Annotated in this window: 16 protein-coding genes, 1 tRNA gene and 1 riboswitch; of the genes, 12 read left to right on the forward strand and 5 right to left on the reverse strand. The window is 37.3% G+C overall.

Annotated elements, in window-relative coordinates:
• Position 1 precedes the first annotated feature (1 nt).
• The gene (locus tag ACORHT_RS04430) at positions 2-811 is read left to right on the forward strand and encodes an MBL fold metallo-hydrolase (protein WP_075229477.1); all 810 of its coding nucleotides are present in this window, start codon (positions 2-4) and stop codon (positions 809-811) included.
• 36 nt (positions 812-847) lie between these two features.
• On the opposite strand, the gene ACORHT_RS04435 is transcribed toward ACORHT_RS04430, so the two are convergent.
• Positions 848-1,195 (reverse strand): thioredoxin, encoded by a 348-nt coding sequence (locus tag ACORHT_RS04435; RefSeq protein WP_000434637.1) that lies wholly within the window; start codon positions 1,193-1,195, stop codon positions 848-850.
• Between the two features lie 110 nt (positions 1,196-1,305).
• Positions 1,306-3,024 carry a phospho-sugar mutase gene (locus tag ACORHT_RS04440; protein ID WP_075229478.1) on the reverse strand — a complete coding sequence of 573 codons (1,719 nt, stop codon included), beginning with the start codon at positions 3,022-3,024 and terminating at the stop codon, positions 1,306-1,308.
• 152 nt (positions 3,025-3,176) lie between these two features.
• Here ACORHT_RS04440 and ACORHT_RS04445 point away from each other — a divergent pair, with 152 nt between their 5' ends.
• From ACORHT_RS04445 to ACORHT_RS04455, 3 genes are all read left to right on the forward strand, one after another.
• Positions 3,177-5,078, forward strand: a complete 1,902-nt coding sequence (locus tag ACORHT_RS04445; RefSeq protein WP_434350750.1) for an ABC-F family ATP-binding cassette domain-containing protein — start codon at positions 3,177-3,179, stop codon at positions 5,076-5,078.
• A gap of 1 nt (position 5,079) precedes the next feature.
• On the forward strand, positions 5,080-5,943 hold the full coding sequence (locus tag ACORHT_RS04450) for an XRE/MutR family transcriptional regulator (protein WP_434350751.1): 864 nt from the start codon (positions 5,080-5,082) through the stop codon (positions 5,941-5,943).
• A gap of 76 nt (positions 5,944-6,019) precedes the next feature.
• A complete protein-coding gene (locus tag ACORHT_RS04455; RefSeq protein WP_434350752.1) occupies positions 6,020-7,186 on the forward strand; it encodes an MFS transporter in 1,167 nt (388 codons plus the stop codon).
• A 43-nt stretch (positions 7,187-7,229) separates the two neighbouring features.
• Here ACORHT_RS04455 and ACORHT_RS04460 read toward each other — a convergent pair.
• The 3 genes from ACORHT_RS04460 to ACORHT_RS04470 form a co-directional block, all read right to left on the reverse strand.
• Positions 7,230-7,301, reverse strand: a tRNA-Arg gene (locus ACORHT_RS04460).
• 108 nt (positions 7,302-7,409) lie between these two features.
• On the reverse strand, positions 7,410-7,790 hold the full coding sequence (gene mscL / locus ACORHT_RS04465; protein WP_045763279.1) for a large conductance mechanosensitive channel protein MscL: 381 nt from the start codon (positions 7,788-7,790) through the stop codon (positions 7,410-7,412).
• Between the two features lie 71 nt (positions 7,791-7,861).
• Complete coding sequence (locus tag ACORHT_RS04470; protein WP_434350753.1) at positions 7,862-8,296, reverse strand: GtrA family protein; 435 nt, start codon at positions 8,294-8,296, stop codon at positions 7,862-7,864.
• 28 nt (positions 8,297-8,324) lie between these two features.
• Positions 8,325-8,422: riboswitch (PreQ1 riboswitch) on the forward strand.
• On the opposite strand from ACORHT_RS04470, the gene ACORHT_RS04475 reads away from it, so the two are divergent.
• The 8 genes from ACORHT_RS04475 (at position 8,420) to truB (ending at position 15,423) form a co-directional block, all read left to right on the forward strand.
• A complete protein-coding gene (locus ACORHT_RS04475; RefSeq protein WP_434350754.1) occupies positions 8,420-8,929 on the forward strand; it encodes a QueT transporter family protein in 510 nt (169 codons plus the stop codon). It overlaps the preceding riboswitch by 3 nt.
• Positions 8,930-9,046: 117 nt before the next feature.
• Positions 9,047-9,466, forward strand: a complete 420-nt coding sequence (locus ACORHT_RS04480; protein ID WP_434350755.1) for a hypothetical protein — start codon at positions 9,047-9,049, stop codon at positions 9,464-9,466.
• 55 nt (positions 9,467-9,521) lie between these two features.
• Complete coding sequence (locus tag ACORHT_RS04485; RefSeq protein WP_434350756.1) at positions 9,522-10,151, forward strand: hypothetical protein; 630 nt, start codon at positions 9,522-9,524, stop codon at positions 10,149-10,151.
• Between the two features lie 159 nt (positions 10,152-10,310).
• Positions 10,311-11,108: a formate/nitrite transporter family protein gene (locus ACORHT_RS04490; protein ID WP_434350757.1), complete on the forward strand. Its 798-nt coding sequence runs from the start codon at positions 10,311-10,313 to the stop codon at positions 11,106-11,108.
• 340 nt (positions 11,109-11,448) lie between these two features.
• Complete coding sequence (locus ACORHT_RS04495; protein ID WP_434350758.1) at positions 11,449-12,246, forward strand: formate/nitrite transporter family protein; 798 nt, start codon at positions 11,449-11,451, stop codon at positions 12,244-12,246.
• Positions 12,247-12,326: 80 nt separating this feature from the next.
• Positions 12,327-13,601, forward strand: coding sequence for a DUF2130 domain-containing protein (locus ACORHT_RS04500; RefSeq protein WP_075229485.1), 1,275 nt, complete (start codon positions 12,327-12,329; stop codon positions 13,599-13,601).
• Between the two features lie 53 nt (positions 13,602-13,654).
• Positions 13,655-14,548 carry a hypothetical protein gene (locus ACORHT_RS04505; protein WP_075229486.1) on the forward strand — a complete coding sequence of 298 codons (894 nt, stop codon included), beginning with the start codon at positions 13,655-13,657 and terminating at the stop codon, positions 14,546-14,548.
• On the forward strand, positions 14,545-15,423 hold the full coding sequence (truB, locus tag ACORHT_RS04510; RefSeq protein WP_075229487.1) for a tRNA pseudouridine(55) synthase TruB: 879 nt from the start codon (positions 14,545-14,547) through the stop codon (positions 15,421-15,423). Before ACORHT_RS04505 ends, truB begins: the two co-directional genes overlap by 4 nt.
• Positions 15,424-15,588: the final 165 nt, after the last annotated feature.

Consider the following 15,588-nt stretch of genomic DNA (forward strand, 5'->3'; position numbering starts at 1 on the left):
AATGAGTGATATCGGTTTTAAATACAGTATTTTAGCATCGGGTTCCAGTGGAAATTCTTTCTACTTGGAGACACCAAAAAAGAAAATTTTAGTAGATGCGGGACTATCTGGCAAAAAAATTACAAGCCTTTTGAGTGAAATCAATCGTAAACCAGAGGATTTGGATGCTATCTTGATAACGCATGAGCATTCAGACCATATCCACGGTGTAGGCGTCCTTGCTCGCAAGTACGGCATGGATCTTTATGCCAATGAGAAAACTTGGCAGGCTATGGAAAATAGTAAGTATCTCGGTAAGGTTGACTCGTCGCAAAAGCATATTTTTGAGATGGGAAAAACCAAAACCTTTGGCGATATCGATATTGAGAGCTTTGGTGTGAGTCATGATGCAGTTGCGCCCCAGTTTTATCGTTTTATGAAGGACGATAAGAGCTTTGTCATGCTGACGGATACAGGCTATGTTAGTGACCGTATGGCTGGCATTGTCGAGAATGCCGATGGCTACTTGATTGAGTCTAATCATGATGTTGAAATCCTGCGAGCAGGATCTTACGCATGGCGACTCAAACAACGGATCCTGTCTGACCTTGGCCACCTCTCAAATGAGGATGGAGCAGATGCTATGATTCGGACACTAGGTAATCGTACCAAGAAGATTTACCTAGGCCATTTGTCTAAGGAAAATAATATCAAGGAGCTAGCCCACATGACTATGGTCAATCAGTTAGCTCAAGCAGACCTAGGAGTAGGAGTAGATTTTCAGGTTTACGACACTTCACCAGACACCGCCACACCATTAGCTGATATATAAAAAAGAAGGCCTATGCCTTCTTTTTTATATACTATTTTACAACCCAGCAAATTCTTTGATTTCTTGTGCTGACATTGAAGAGTCGCAACGGACATTGATTTGTCCATCCGCAATGTGAACAAATCCTGGTACAGTTGGGATTCCGTAGCGTGAGCGGAATTCTTGCAACTCATTGAGTTGGCTTGGTTCTTCACTGTTGATGAAGTAGATGTGAGCTTTGGTTTCAGCTACGACACCTGCTAAAGTACCTGCAAATTTACGACAGTAAGGGCAAGTTTTGCGACCGATAAAGAAGGTTGCAGTTTCTTTTTTATCAAGAGCTTCTTGCGCACGCGCTACTGTAGTGACTTCAAGGTCTTTGATATTATCTAAAAATTGTTCCATGAGATTACCTCGCTTTCATTGATATGTCTAGTATGCCATAAAGTTTCTAAAATTGCTTAGATTTGATACGAAAAAAGATGAGATTGGTTGGTCTCATCTTTTATAGGACTTTATTTTACAAAAGCATTGATTTCTGCTTCAATGTTGGCAATTTTAGCTTGTGATTCTTCGTTGGTTTCACCTACAACTGCAATGTAGAACTTGATTTTTGGTTCTGTCCCTGAAGGGCGAACGGCAATCCATGAACCGTCAGCAAGTGTGTATTTCAACACGTCACTTGGAGGAGTTGTCAAGTTTGTAACAGTACCGTCAGCAGCAGTAGCAGTTTGAGCCTTGAAGTCTTCTACGACAGTGATAGCTGTTGTGTTCCATTCTTTCGGAGCATTGTTACGGAATTTAGCCATGATCGCTTTGATTTGTTCAGCACCATCGACACCTGAAAGAGTAACAGAGATTGTTTTTTCTGCATAGTAACCGTACTCTTTGTAGATTTCTTCGATGCCGTCAGCAAGTGTTAAACCACGTGAACGGTAGTAGGCAGCAAGTTCAGCAACGACAAGAACGGCTTGGATAGCATCTTTATCACGTACGAATGGTTTAATCAAGTAACCGAAGCTTTCTTCAAATCCCATCATGTAAGTGTGGTTGTGTTTTTCTTCGAATTCTTGGATTTTTTCAGCGATGAATTTGAAACCAGTCAAGACGTTGAACATAGTTGCGCCGTAGCTTTCAGCAATCTTCGTTACCAAGTCAGTTGAAACGATAGATTTGCAGAGAGCGGCATTTTCAGGAAGAGTTCCAGCGTTTTTGTGGGCTTCCAAGATGTATTTAGCCATGATAGCACCGATTTGGTTACCTGAAAGGTTAAGATAGCTACCGTCTTTTTGAAGAACTTCAACACCGACACGGTCAGCGTCAGGGTCAGTTGCAACAAGCACATCAGCTCCTACTTGGCGACCAAGTTCTTCTGCAAGGGCAAAGGCTGCTTGGCTTTCTGGGTTTGGAGATTTAACAGTTGAGAAGTCTGGGTCTGGAGTTGCTTGCGCTTCAACGACTTGAACAGAATCAAATCCTGCTTGAGCAAGAGCACGACGAGCTAACATTTCACCAGTACCATGAAGTGGAGTGTAGACAATCTTCATGTCTTTACCAAACTCTTCAATCAAGGCAGGGTTGATGTTAACGTCTTTTACTTCTTTGAGGTACTCAGTGTCAATTGCGTCACCAATAACTTCAATCAAACCAGATGCTTTTTCAGCTTCTACATCAGCAACTTCAACTGCAAATGGATTTTCGATAGCACGGATATAAGTTGTCAAAGCATCCGCATCGTGTGGAGGCATTTGTCCACCGTCTTCACCATATACCTTGTATCCGTTAAACGGAGCAGGGTTGTGGCTAGCAGTAATCATGATACCTGCGAAACAATTGAGGTGACGAACGGCAAATGAAAGTTCAGGAGTTGGACGAAGACTTTCAAAAACATAAGATTTAATACCGTGTTTAGCAAGAACTGCTGCAGATTCAAAGGCAAACTCTGGAGAGAAGTGACGGCTATCATAAGCGATGGCTACACCACGTTCTTTTTCATTTCCACCTTTTGACTCAATCAAACGAGCCAAACCTTCAGTTGCTTGACGAACAACGTAGATATTAATGCGGTTAGTTCCAGCACCAATCAATCCACGCATACCTGCAGTACCAAACTCAAGATTTGTATAGAATGCGTCTTCCTTAGTTTTTTCGTCCATGTTTTCCAAATCATGACGAAGATAGTCTGGAAGTTCTGCGAAATCAACCCATTTTTGGTAGTTTTCTTGGTAAGCCATAGGAAATCTCCTTTAATATATAATCTGATCGCCTTCATTATACCACGATTTGAAGTTTTAGTAAAACCTTAGCATAAGTTTCTGAAAAAGTTATGAAATATACCTAAACCACAAGTCTTGAACGGCTTACCGAAACATGCTATACTAACTGTATGATTATTTTACAAGCTAATAAAATTGAGCGTTCTTTTGCAGGAGAGGTTCTTTTTGATAATATAAACCTACAAGTAGATGAAAGGGACCGCATTGCCCTCGTTGGAAAAAATGGTGCTGGAAAGTCTACTTTACTCAAGATATTGGTTGGAGAAGAGGAGCCAACCACTGGTGAAATCAATAAGAAAAAAGATATTTCCCTCTCTTATCTAGCACAGGATAGTCGCTTTGAGTCTGAAAATACTATTTACGATGAAATGCTACATGTATTTGATGATTTGCGTCAGACTGAAAGACAACTTCGACAGATGGAGTTGGAGATGGGGGAAAAGACTGGTGCAGAATTAGACAAACTTATGTCTGACTATGATCGCCTATCAGAAAATTTCCGTCAGGCTGGAGGCTTTACATACGAAGCTGATATTCGCTCTATCTTAAATGGATTCAAGTTTGACGAGTCCATGTGGCAGATGCGAATCGCTGAGCTTTCCGGTGGTCAAAATACTCGTTTAGCCCTTGCCAAAATGCTCCTTGAAAAGCCTAATCTCTTGGTCTTGGACGAGCCGACTAACCACCTAGATATTGAAACGATTGCCTGGTTAGAAAACTATCTAGTTAATTATAGCGGTGCTTTAATTATCGTCAGCCACGACCGTTATTTCCTCGATAAGGTTGCAACCATAACACTCGACTTAACCAAACATTCTTTAGATAGATACGTAGGAAACTACTCGAGCTTTGTGGAGCAGAAGGAGCAGAAGCTCGCAACTGAAGCTAAAAACTACGAAAAGCAACAGAAGGAAATTGCTGCCTTAGAAGACTTTGTTAACCGAAATCTTGTTCGAGCATCGACAACCAAACGAGCTCAATCTCGACGCAAGCAACTGGAGAAGATGGATCGTTTGGATAAGCCTGAAGCTGGTAAGAAATCAGCTAATATGACCTTCCATTCCAATAGAGTATCTGGTAATGTTGTTTTGACGGTGGAGAATGCTGCTATTGGCTATGATGGTGAAATTTTATCTGAACCGATCAACCTTGATCTTCGTAAGATGAATGCTATTGCCATTGTTGGTCCTAACGGTATTGGTAAGTCAACCTTTATTAAATCCATTGTGGGCCAGATTCCCTTTATTAAGGGTGAAAAGCGCTTTGGTGCCAATGTTGAGGTTGGTTACTATGACCAGACTCAGAGCAAACTAACACCGAGTAATACAGTCTTAGACGAACTCTGGAATGATTTTAAGTTGACACCTGAACTGGAAATCCGTAATCGCCTAGGGGCCTTCCTTTTCTCAGGTGACGATGTTAAAAAATCAGTTGGCATGCTGTCAGGTGGAGAGAAAGCTCGATTGCTCCTAGCTAAACTTTCCATGGAAAACAATAACTTCTTGATCCTCGACGAGCCGACTAACCACTTGGACATTGATAGCAAGGAAGTTCTGGAAAATGCATTGATCGACTTTGATGGAACTCTTCTCTTTGTCAGCCATGACCGTTATTTCATCAACCGTGTTGCCACTCATGTGATGGAATTATCTGAGAATGGATCAACACTTTATCTTGGTGATTATGACTATTATGTTGATAAAAAAGCAGAGCTAGCAGCTAGCCAAGCAGAAGAAGCGGCAGCTGTTGACCAAGAAAAAGAAGTTTCTCCAGTTAATGACTACCATGCCCAAAAAGAGAGTCAAAAAGAACTGCGTAAATTGATGAGACAAATTGAAAGTCTTGAGGCAGAAATCGAAGAACTGGAAACGCAAACCCAAGCTATCTCTGAACAAATGCATACCACCAATGATGCAGATGAACTCATGCAATTACAAGCAGAACTGGATAAAATTAGCAATCGTCAGGAAGAAGCTATGCTAGAGTGGGAAGAATTATCGGAACAGGTGTAAAATGGAAAATCTTGGAAAAGTCTTTCGTGAATTTCGAATCAGTAAGAATTACTCTCTAAAAGAAGCTGCAGGAGAGGCATGTTCGACCTCCCAATTATCCCGCTTTGAATTGGGGGAGTCGGATCTGGCTGCATCTCGTTTCTTTGAAATATTAGATAATATTCACGTGACGATAGAGAATTTTATGGATAAGACTAGAAATTTTCAACATCATGAGCATGTCGGCTTGATGGCTCAGATTATTCCGCTTTACTACTCAAATGATATTGCAGGTTTTCAAACACTTCAAGAAGAACAACTTGAAAAGGCTAAGAGTTCAACAAATCCCCTCTATTTTGAGCTGAACTGGATTTTGTTACAAGGTCTGATTTGTCAAAGAGATGATAGCTTCACTATGAAGCAAGGTGATCTGGATAAGGTGGCAGATTATCTTTTCCAAACGGATGAATGGACCATGTATGAGTTGATTCTTTTTGGTAATCTCTATAGCTTCTATGATGTTGACTATGTTGCTCGACTTGGTAGAGAAGTGATGGAGAGGGAAGAATTTTATCAAGAAATTGGTCGCCATAGAAAACTGGTCTTGATTTTAGCCCTTAATTGTTACCAGCATTGTTTAGAGCATCTTTCTTTTGAAAATGCAAGCTATTTTGAGACTTATACAGAGAAGATTATTGGTAAAGGGATCAAACTGTATGAGCGTAATATTTTCCATTATCTAAAAGGCTTTTCCTTGTACCAAAAAGGACAGTGTAAAGAAGGCTGTAAGCAGATGAAAGAGGCCATGAGTATTTTTGACCTACTAGGTCTTCCAGAGCAAGTAGCCTACTATCAGGAACACTACGAGAAATTTGTCAAAGATTAATTTTCCCAAATATGGGAAAAATGAGAAACTCCTCCAAGTTTTGATACAATAGTTTCAAAATTTGAGAGGAGTTTTTATGAATCGATACGCAGTACAGTTAATTAGTCGTGGAGCTATAAACAAGATAGGAAATATGCTCTATGATTATGGAAACAGTGTTTGGTTGGCCTCAATGGGAACGATAGGACAGACCGTTCTAGGGATTTATCAGATCTCTGAACTCGTCACATCCATTCTAGTCAATCCCTTTGGTGGAGTTATTTCAGACCGTTTTTCTCGTCGCAAGATTTTAATGACAACAGACTTGGTTTGTGGGATTCTCTGTCTAGTTATTTCTTTTATAAGAAATGATAGCTGGATGATTGGCGCTTTGATTTTTGCTAATATTGTTCAGGCAGTAGCCTTTGCATTTTCTCGCACTGCTAATAAAGCTATTATAACGGAGGTTGTAGAGAAAGACGAGATAGTGACCTATAACTCTCGTTTGGAGCTAGTTTTGCAGGTGGTTGGTGTTAGTTCTCCTGTGCTTTCTTTCCTTGTTTTACAATTTGCTAGTCTTCATCTTACGCTCTTGCTAGATGCTTTGACTTTTTTTATAGCCTTTGTTCTTGTGGTCTTACTTCCAAAAGAAGAACCAAAGGTTCAAGAGCAGAAGAGTTTCACCGGGAAAGATATTTTGGCGGATATCAAAGATGGCTTGCACTATATCAGGCATCAAAAAGAAATTTTCTTTCTCTTGTTAGTGGCTTCAAGTGTGAATTTCTTTTTTGCAGCCTTTGAGTTTTTGCTTCCTTTTTCAAATAAACTCTATGGGGTAGACGGAGCCTATGCGACTATCTTAACCATGGGTGCGATTGGATCAATCATAGGAGCACTGATAGCAAATAAATTTAAATCGAGCATGAATACACTTTTGTTCTTATTGATCCTCACAGGAGTAGGAGTTTTCATGATGGGCTTACCACTGCCTAATTTTCTTACCTTTTCAGGAAACCTAGTTTGTGAATTATTTATGACAATTTTTAATATTCACTTCTTTACTCAGGTACAAACCAAGGTTGATGGAGACTATCTGGGGAGGGTATTGAGTACCATTTTTACACTGGCAATTCTCTTTATGCCGATTGCGAAAGGTTTGATGACTTTTCTACCAAGTGTGCAATTAGTTTCCTTTTTAATCATCGGACTTGGAGTTATTTTACTTTCCTTGGTATCAATGATCTATATTCAAAGACAAGATTAATACAGAAAAAAACAGCAATTTAGCTGTTTTTTGTTTACATCTATCCACCCTGAGGGAATCGAACCCCCATCTCAAGAACCGGAATCTTACGTGATATCCATTACACTAAGGGTGGAAACTTTAATTATTATATCAAAAAAGAGAGCTAAACTCAAGTTTTTTCTAAACTCAGCAAAAGGACAAGTAAAAAAGGATTCAGTATTGAACCGAATCCTCTATATGATTATTTTTTCTCAAGAAGAGCTTTGATTTCTTGAAGAACTTCCAATTCAGTTGGACCAGCAGGTGCCTCTTCAGCGACTTCTTCTTTTTTACGAAGATTTTGAGCTTTTTCCATTGCTTTAATCACAAAGAATAGAACTGTACCAACTACAAGGAAGTTGATAACAGCGCTCAAGAAGTTACCGTAAGCAACCCCATTCCATGAAAGTTCAGCAATACGTTCAATTTTCGCAGCTTTCAAGGCAGGGTTCAATAGAAGTGGAGTGATGATATCATTAACAAATGAAGTTACGATAGCACCAAAAGCAGAAGCGATGATCACACCGACAGCAAGGTCTACGACGTTACCTCGGAGCAAAAATTCTTTAAGATCTTTTAACATTTTCTTTTTCCTTTCGAAATTTTTACAACCTAAATTATAACTTAATCATCTATTGAATGCAAGAAATATGCTTAGTGTTTCTTAAAAACAAAAACTTTACTGAAGATGTAATTGAGGACTATGATAGTAACTTGTGCAAAAATAGTCTCAATTGTATTGATAGTATTGAGATTATCACCTACAAACTGACCGATAATATGGGGGAAGCTCGTCACAAAAATAAAGGTCAGCAGCAGGTCTAAGAGGAAGGTTATGAATCTAGCAGTCGTAAATTTTATCAGACGCTTGAACCAATTTTTTCGTTTCTGTTTAAAAACAATGGTATCATTGGTGAAAAAAGCAAACAAAATTCCAGTTATATTTCCCAGAGCAGTCGCCCATAATTCTTGTTGGCAAAGGTAAAAAATGGTGATACGAACAATGATCGAAACAAGAGTAGTTGCAACCCCGAAAAATAAGTAGGAGAGGACTTCATTATCGAAGAATTTTTTGATGTATGTTTTCATAAAAATAGTATAGCATAAAGGAGATAAATGTGCTATACTTGTAAGGTTGACTTGCTCAACCCTTGGTGCTTAGCTTCTTTCACCAAGCATATTATATGTGATATTGTCACTAAAGGAGAAAACATGAAAAAATTAACTGTCCGTGATTTGGCGGATATTGCCATTGTCGCAGCTATTTATGTGGTGTTGACAATCACACCACCCCTTAATGCCATCAGCTATGGCGCTTATCAATTCCGTATTTCTGAGATGATGAATTTCTTGGCTTTCTACAATCCTAAGTACATTATCGGTGTTACTATTGGATGTATGATTGCTAATTTCTTCAGTTTTGGAATTATTGATGTCGCTGTTGGAGGCGGTTCTACACTGGTATTCCTTAGCCTGGGAGTATGGTTGTTCAGCAAATACAGCAAAGACTATCTTTTTAATGGATTGATTCGAAAAGATCATTTCTTCTTTTCAATTCTTTTTTCGATTTCAATGATCACCATTGCTGCAGAATTGAATATCGTAGCGGAAGCACCTTTCTTCTTAACTTGGTTTACAACTGCTATCGGAGAATTCGCTTCACTCATTATTGGTGCTATTCTTATCGGAAAAATCGGGAAACGACTCGATTTGACCAGATAAAGATATCACATCTAATATTATTAAAAAGGGCTGAACTTTGTTCAGTCTTTTTCCTTGTCCACCAACCTAGAAGCTCAACAAAAGTGGTATAATAAAGAAAAAAGGAATTATTTTAATATGTATAGTTATCGTATTTCAGATTTTGAAATCCTTTGGGAAAATCAGGCCATTAGATTTTTGTTAATTTTTTTAGCACTATTTTATTTCTATCTTTTTTTCCAAAGAGTTAAGACATCCTTAAAAAGTGGTGGGAGTATGTTGGATCCTTTTCATATTGCAAAGGGAAGATTATACATTCACACGATTATTCTTTTTAGAAAAAGGATTGTTCCTCTAGCTGAAATTAGACAGATTGATATTGATTACGTTCGAGGGAGAAGAATGAATGGGGACAGGTATCATCTGTACTTTACAAGGAAAGATGGAAAATCTTTTACTTTTCATTTTGGAAAAAGCAAAAGAAACGAGGAGTTAGTGAAAAATCTTGCCAATGTGGCCAAGAAGTGCCATATTAAAATCTATTATTATTATTATTAAGAGTCGATTGCTGTTGTCACTTGTGACAATTATCAAAGCTAGGAGAGTAGCTAATATGAATCAACTACAAGTAATAAGAGAAGATAAACAACTAAGAATTTTATTGATGCAAGAATGCGATATTCTCTTTTATGACCAGTTGAAAGAGGTTGAATTTTCTCAGAACAATGAAGTTTATTCTCTATCGCCCATAGCCTTTGCTAAAGACGGTAGTGGGGGAGAATATGTAATTCTTGAAGATGATAGTATCGGCTTTATAGGAAGTGAAGGCCAAGTTGGGAGAGTGGCAGAAAGCCTTGATGACCTGCTTACCTTCTTACTTCATGCTGGTTCTATCTCAGACTTTTCCTGTCGTTTGCTCTATCAAAACAAGCATTTGTTGGAAAAATTCAGTCAGGAATTTATCGACAAAGCACGAGAAAATTATCAGTCAAAAGGTGAAGATTGGGATAAAGTGAGAACTGGACTTGCACAAGAGTTGGGATTTGAATTTAATCCAGAAAAACTGCAAGAGTTAGCCTTAAAATTTTATCAATCAGCCATAAGAACCCCTCTTTTCATTTGTAAATATGGTCATGGTGAGAATGAATATCTCTGCGATTCTGTTTTGTCAGATATTGTGGGCTTGTGGGTTTCAGAGCTTGTTGGAATGAGTAGAGAAGAAATGATGAACTTTGGCAACTAATAACTAGATGGTAATGATTTTTCGCTGTAGCTTGGGTAAAGATTTCTAAAAAAGATGATGGAAAAATAAGGTCTGAAATTAATTAAAAAAAGAAAAAATCTTTATTTCCTTAAAGCTTTTTATGTTATAATAGTAACAGAAAAATTTTTAGGAGTTTATATGAGTTCTTCAGAATTTATTTCAAAGATTGATTATTATTGTCATAAGAAAGAAAGTTTATTTGACAAAAGTAAGTTCAAATATGCCATTCGCTCGATGTTTGCAGGTGCTTTCTTAACCTTTAGTACAGCCGCTGGGGCTATCGGTGCTGATCTACTCAATAGCATCGTTCCAAGTGCTGGCTATTTTCTTTTTCCCTTTGTATTTGCTTGGGGACTTGTTTACATTGTATTTTTAAATGCTGAATTGGTCACGTCCAACATGATGTACCTGACAGCTGGAACATTCTTGAAGAAGATTGATTGGAAGAAAGCTTTTATTATCTTAGTCTATTGTGCCTTTTTCAACTTAGTTGGAGCTATCTTGGCAGGTTGGTGCTTTGCTAATTCATCTGCTTTTTCACACCTGACACACGACAGTTATCTAGCCAAAATTGTAGCTAAGAAGTTAGCACGACCTAGTGAGTTGGTCTTGTTGGAAGGGATTTTGGCAAATATGTTCGTAAATATTGCCATTCTATCATCTATTTTGGTTAAAGATAGCAGTGCTAAGCTATGGATTATCTTATCAGCTATTTCTATGTTTGTTTTCTTATCTAACGAGCATATTGCAGCTAACTTTTCATCCTTTAGCATTATTAAATTTAGTATTGTTTCTGACCAAATTGCTAACTTTGATATTCCAAATATCCTACGCCATTGGGGAGTTACCTTTATCGCCAACTTGATTGGTGGAGGATTCTTGATAGGATTACCATACGCTTATCTTAATAAAAATGAAGAAACTTATGTTGATTAGACCTGAGTGTTTTATATTGGTGTAATAGAAGAAGAGAGAATCATTGCGATTCTCTTTTTATTTAGAATTAAATGCAGTCATTACTGGCTGATAACTTTAATCTAATCTTTATTTCAGAAATTTATTATTACTCCAATTGGTAAAATATATTAAATGATTTAGTATAGAAAATATAAACCTAACTAAAATAATAATTATAAATTAATAAAATAAGTGTATAGAATAAGGATGGAAAGGATTTCTAAAATTAGTAAAAATTTAAAGTTTAGTCTTAGGAAAGCCTTCCCATAATTTCGATTTTATGTTATAATATTCACAAATAAAAGTTTTAGGAGTTTATATGGTTTCTTCAGAATTTATCTCAAAAATTGAGTTTGCTTGTAAGAAAAAGGAAAGTCTTTACAGTCATAGTAAATTCAAGTATGCTATCCGTTCAATGTTTGCTGGTGCATTCTTAACATTTAGTACAGCAGCTGGTGCAGTTGGAGCTGACTTGATTAATAAGATTGCTCCTGGTAGTGGACGTTTCCTCTTCCCATTTGTTTTCGCTTGGGGATTGGCTTACATTGTCTTCTTGAATGCTGAGTTAGTAACATCTAACATGATGTTCTTGACAGCTGGTAGCTTTTTGAAAAAAATTAGCTGGAGAAAAACAGCTGAAATTCTTCTATACTGTACACTCTTTAATTTGATCGGTGCTCTTATAGCAGGTTGGGGATTCGCTCATTCGGCAGCTTTCGCAAAATTGTCACATGAAAGCTTTATTTCGGGTGTTGTAGAGATGAAGTTAGGGCGTGGTAATGATTTAGTCTTACTTGAAGCAATTTTGGCTAATGTCTTTGTAAATATCGCGATTCTTTCATTCGTTTTAGTTAAGGATGGTGGAGCAAAACTTTGGTTGGTTCTTTCAGCGATTTATATGTTTGTATTCTTAACAAACGAGCACATCGCCGCAAACTTTGCATCATTTGCTATTGTGAAATTCAGTGTTGCTGCTGATTCAATCGCAAACTTCGGTATTGGAAATATTCTTCGTCACTGGGGTGTAACCTTCATCGGTAACTTTATCGGTGGTGGTCTACTGATGGGATTACCTTACGCCTTCTTAAATAAAAACGAAGATACATACGTAGATTAAAAGTTGGATTGATTCCAACTTTTTCTTTTTGTTTATCCATGCTATAATGAAAGTAGAATAGATAAATTTAGAGGAATAACATGAACGAGATTAAATGTCCAAATTGTGGCGAAGTTTTTACAGTTAATGAAAGCCAATATGCAGAACTGCTTTCTCAAGTTCGCACTGCTGAGTTTGATAAGGAATTGCATGAACGAATCAAACAAGAATTGACATTGGTGGAACAAAAATCCTTAAATGAACAACAGGCAAAACTGGCTCAAAAAGATCAAGAAATTGCCCAGCTTCAAAGTCAAATTAACAACTTTAATACAGAAAAAGAATTGGCTAAGAAAGAAGTGGAGCAAAGTGCAAGTCAAAGCTTGCTAGAGAAGGAAAAAGAAGTCCAAGCACTGGAGAATCAGTTAGCTACCTTGCGCTTGGAACATGAGAACCAACTTCAAAAAACATTATCTGATTTAGAGAAAGAACGTGATCAGGTCAAAAATCAGCTCCTTCTACAAGAAAAAGAAAACGAGCTTTCTCTGACTTCAGTTAAGCAAAACTACGAAGCCCAGCTTAAGGCAGCTAATGAACAGGTTGAGTTCTATAAGAATTTCAAAGCCCAACAATCTACAAAGGCTATTGGTGAAAGTCTGGAACATTATGCGGAAGGTGAGTTCAACAAGGTTCGTAGCTTTGCCTTCCCAAATGCCTACTTCGAAAAGGACAATAAGGTTTCTGCGCGTGGTTCTAAAGGGGACTTTATCTTCCGTGACTTTGATGAAAATGGGTTAGAATTCATTTCCATTATGTTTGAGATGAAAAATGAAGCAGACGGGACAGAGAAGAAACATAAGAATGCAGACTTTTACAAGGAATTAGACAAAGACCGCCGTGAGAAAGACTGTGAGTATGCTGTTTTGGTAAGTATGCTTGAAGCAGATAACGACTACTTTAATACAGGAATTGTTGACGTTAGCCATGAATATGAGAAGATGTATGTCATTCGTCCCCAGTTCTTTATTCAACTAATTGGACTCTTGCGCAATGCTGCCCTTAATTCCCTAAAATATAAGCAGGAGCTGGCTTTTATCAGGGAACAAAATATAGATATCACTCGTTTTGAGGAAGATTTGGACGCCTTCAAGGTCGCCTTTGCAAAGAATTATAACTCAGCTTCTGTCAACTTTGGCAAGGCAATTGACGAAATCGACAAGGCAATTAAGCGGATGGAAGAAGTCAAGAAATTCCTGACAACATCAGAAAACCAACTCCGCCTCGCAAACAATAAGTTAGATGATGTTTCTGTTAAAAAATTGACTCGTAAAAATCCGACTATGAAGGCTAAGTTTGATGCTTTGAAGGGGGAGTAGTTTTATTTGTAATGTATGGTACTAGTTCAACAATATGAATGAGGAATTATAAAATGAATAATAAAAGCTTAATACCTATGCCTGATCTAAATTTGGATGACATAGTACATCTGTCAAAAGAAAATGAAAAGTTAATTGTTAATTTTCTAAGTGCATTAGACGAGTTACATACAATCAATCAATTTTATCATATTTATATTTTTAATTTTTATCAAATACTTTATCACTTTGAGTTGGATACTAACGATAACATAAGAAAACAAAATGGTTTGAATGGCGATGAATTCATTATTATTAATTCTTTACTTATAAATTTAATGAGCTCATCTAAGACTTTAGTTGATTTGTTAATCCACTTTGATAAGAAATATTCACAAAAGTTAGAAAAAAAGATAAATAAAATATATGATTCAGAGTTTTCGTATATATTGATTATGACTTTAAGAAATTTCGCATTGCATGGACACATTCCTCTATCTTTCAGTCAAAATAAGTATAGCTTTAATTTAGATTATATACTAAAAGAAGGCGAAAAGTTTAATTTCAGTAAGTCGTCAAAGGAAGCTTTTATAAGAATTCGTGATGAAATTAGGCATGTGTATGGAGATATAGCAAATATTGCTTTTACAAAAACACTTATGGATTTTCACCTTAATTTACTAAAAATTCATTATCACTTTTATCTCGAAAATAAATCTTTACTAGAAAGTTTCTTTAAATCTGTAGAGTTAAAATTACAAAAAGAGAAAAGAAAAATAAAAAATGGACAATTAATTATAGAGATTGATGGGGAATGTCACAGTATTATAATGTCCAGTAAAATAGCATTGTTGAATAAACTAATGCAAGAAGCAAAAATTAACTTTTACGATTTTAAGAAACAAAAGTCAAAAAGTTGTAGGGATAAAAAGTTAAAAGATAGTAGTAAACTAGAAAGCAAAACATGAACGGTATTATCAATTTAAAAAAAGAAGCGGGGATGACCTCGCATGATGCAGTTTTTAAGCTGCGTAAGATTTTGGGAACCAAGAAGATTGGTCACGGTGGGACGCTAGATCCTGATGTGGTGGGCGTTTTGCCGATTGCCGTTGGTAAGGCGACTCGCATGGTCGAGTTTATGCAGGACGAAGGCAAGATTTATGAGGGTGAAATCACCCTAGGCTATTCTACGACCACCGAGGATGCTAGTGGCGAGGTGGTTGCTGAGTCACCGGTCTTGTCTCCTTTAGATGAAACCATTGTAGATCAAGCGATTGCTAGTTTGACTGGGACCATCACACAAGTGCCTCCTATGTACTCTGCTGTCAAGGTCAATGGTCGCAAACTCTATGAGTATGCGCGTGCTGGTCAGGAAGTGGAACGTCCAGAACGTCAGGTGACCATTTATCAATTTGAACGGACAAGTCCGATTTCTTATGAGAGCGAACTTGCACGATTTACTTTTCGTGTAAAATGCAGTAAGGGAACCTATATTCGTACCTTGTCGGTTGACTTAGGAGAAAAACTTGGCTATGCAGCTCATATGTCTCATTTAAAACGAACAAGTGCAGCTGGCTTACAGTTGGACAATGCTTTGACCTTAGAGGAAATTGCAGAAAAAGTAGAGATTGGACAACTTGATTTTCTACATCCGATTGAGATTGGGACAGGTGACTTGGTCAAGGTTTATTTGACACCAGACCAGGCAGAAGAAGTGCGTTTTGGTCGCTTTATTGAATTGGAACAAACTGAGAAGGAATTGGCTGGCTTTGAAGGTGAAAAATTACTAGCCATTTTAGAGAAACGGGGCCAACTTTATAAGCCGAGAAAGGTTTTCAATTGATTAGGACTGGTGGTAAAATCGCAAATTGATTTTTAGTTTTAAAAAATGCTAAAAGACAGTTCAGTTTAGACCCGAAAAAGTTATGAAAAAGGGTTGAAAACACGGTGGTATTTGACAGTTTTGCTTGCTTATGATAATATTTAAATAAAGAAAAGCTAGAAAACT

This window comes from Streptococcus sp. KHUD_014, assembly GCF_051106275.1.
Classification (GTDB): Bacteria; Bacillota; Bacilli; order Lactobacillales; family Streptococcaceae; genus Streptococcus.

Excerpts from the sequence above, each read along its gene's own strand:
- ACORHT_RS04470 (WP_434350753.1), bottom strand. The coding sequence starts at position 8,296 with ATGAAAACATACATCAAAAAATTCTTCGATAATGAAGTCCTCTCCTAC.
- ACORHT_RS04500 (WP_075229485.1), top strand. The coding sequence starts at position 12,327 with ATGAACGAGATTAAATGTCCAAATTGTGGCGAAGTTTTTACAGTTAAT.
- ACORHT_RS04480 (WP_434350755.1), top strand. The coding sequence starts at position 9,047 with ATGTATAGTTATCGTATTTCAGATTTTGAAATCCTTTGGGAAAATCAG.
- ACORHT_RS04475 (WP_434350754.1), top strand. The coding sequence starts at position 8,420 with ATGAAAAAATTAACTGTCCGTGATTTGGCGGATATTGCCATTGTCGCA.
- ACORHT_RS04455 (WP_434350752.1), top strand. The coding sequence starts at position 6,020 with ATGAATCGATACGCAGTACAGTTAATTAGTCGTGGAGCTATAAACAAG.
- ACORHT_RS04485 (WP_434350756.1), top strand. The coding sequence starts at position 9,522 with ATGAATCAACTACAAGTAATAAGAGAAGATAAACAACTAAGAATTTTA.
- ACORHT_RS04495 (WP_434350758.1), top strand. The coding sequence starts at position 11,449 with ATGGTTTCTTCAGAATTTATCTCAAAAATTGAGTTTGCTTGTAAGAAA.
- ACORHT_RS04440 (WP_075229478.1), bottom strand. The coding sequence starts at position 3,024 with ATGGCTTACCAAGAAAACTACCAAAAATGGGTTGATTTCGCAGAACTT.
- mscL (WP_045763279.1), bottom strand. The coding sequence starts at position 7,790 with ATGTTAAAAGATCTTAAAGAATTTTTGCTCCGAGGTAACGTCGTAGAC.
- ACORHT_RS04445 (WP_434350750.1), top strand. The coding sequence starts at position 3,177 with ATGATTATTTTACAAGCTAATAAAATTGAGCGTTCTTTTGCAGGAGAG.
- ACORHT_RS04490 (WP_434350757.1), top strand. The coding sequence starts at position 10,311 with ATGAGTTCTTCAGAATTTATTTCAAAGATTGATTATTATTGTCATAAG.
- truB (WP_075229487.1), top strand. The coding sequence starts at position 14,545 with ATGAACGGTATTATCAATTTAAAAAAAGAAGCGGGGATGACCTCGCAT.
- ACORHT_RS04505 (WP_075229486.1), top strand. The coding sequence starts at position 13,655 with ATGAATAATAAAAGCTTAATACCTATGCCTGATCTAAATTTGGATGAC.
- ACORHT_RS04450 (WP_434350751.1), top strand. The coding sequence starts at position 5,080 with ATGGAAAATCTTGGAAAAGTCTTTCGTGAATTTCGAATCAGTAAGAAT.
- ACORHT_RS04435 (WP_000434637.1), bottom strand. The coding sequence starts at position 1,195 with ATGGAACAATTTTTAGATAATATCAAAGACCTTGAAGTCACTACAGTA.
- ACORHT_RS04430 (WP_075229477.1), top strand. The coding sequence starts at position 2 with ATGAGTGATATCGGTTTTAAATACAGTATTTTAGCATCGGGTTCCAGT.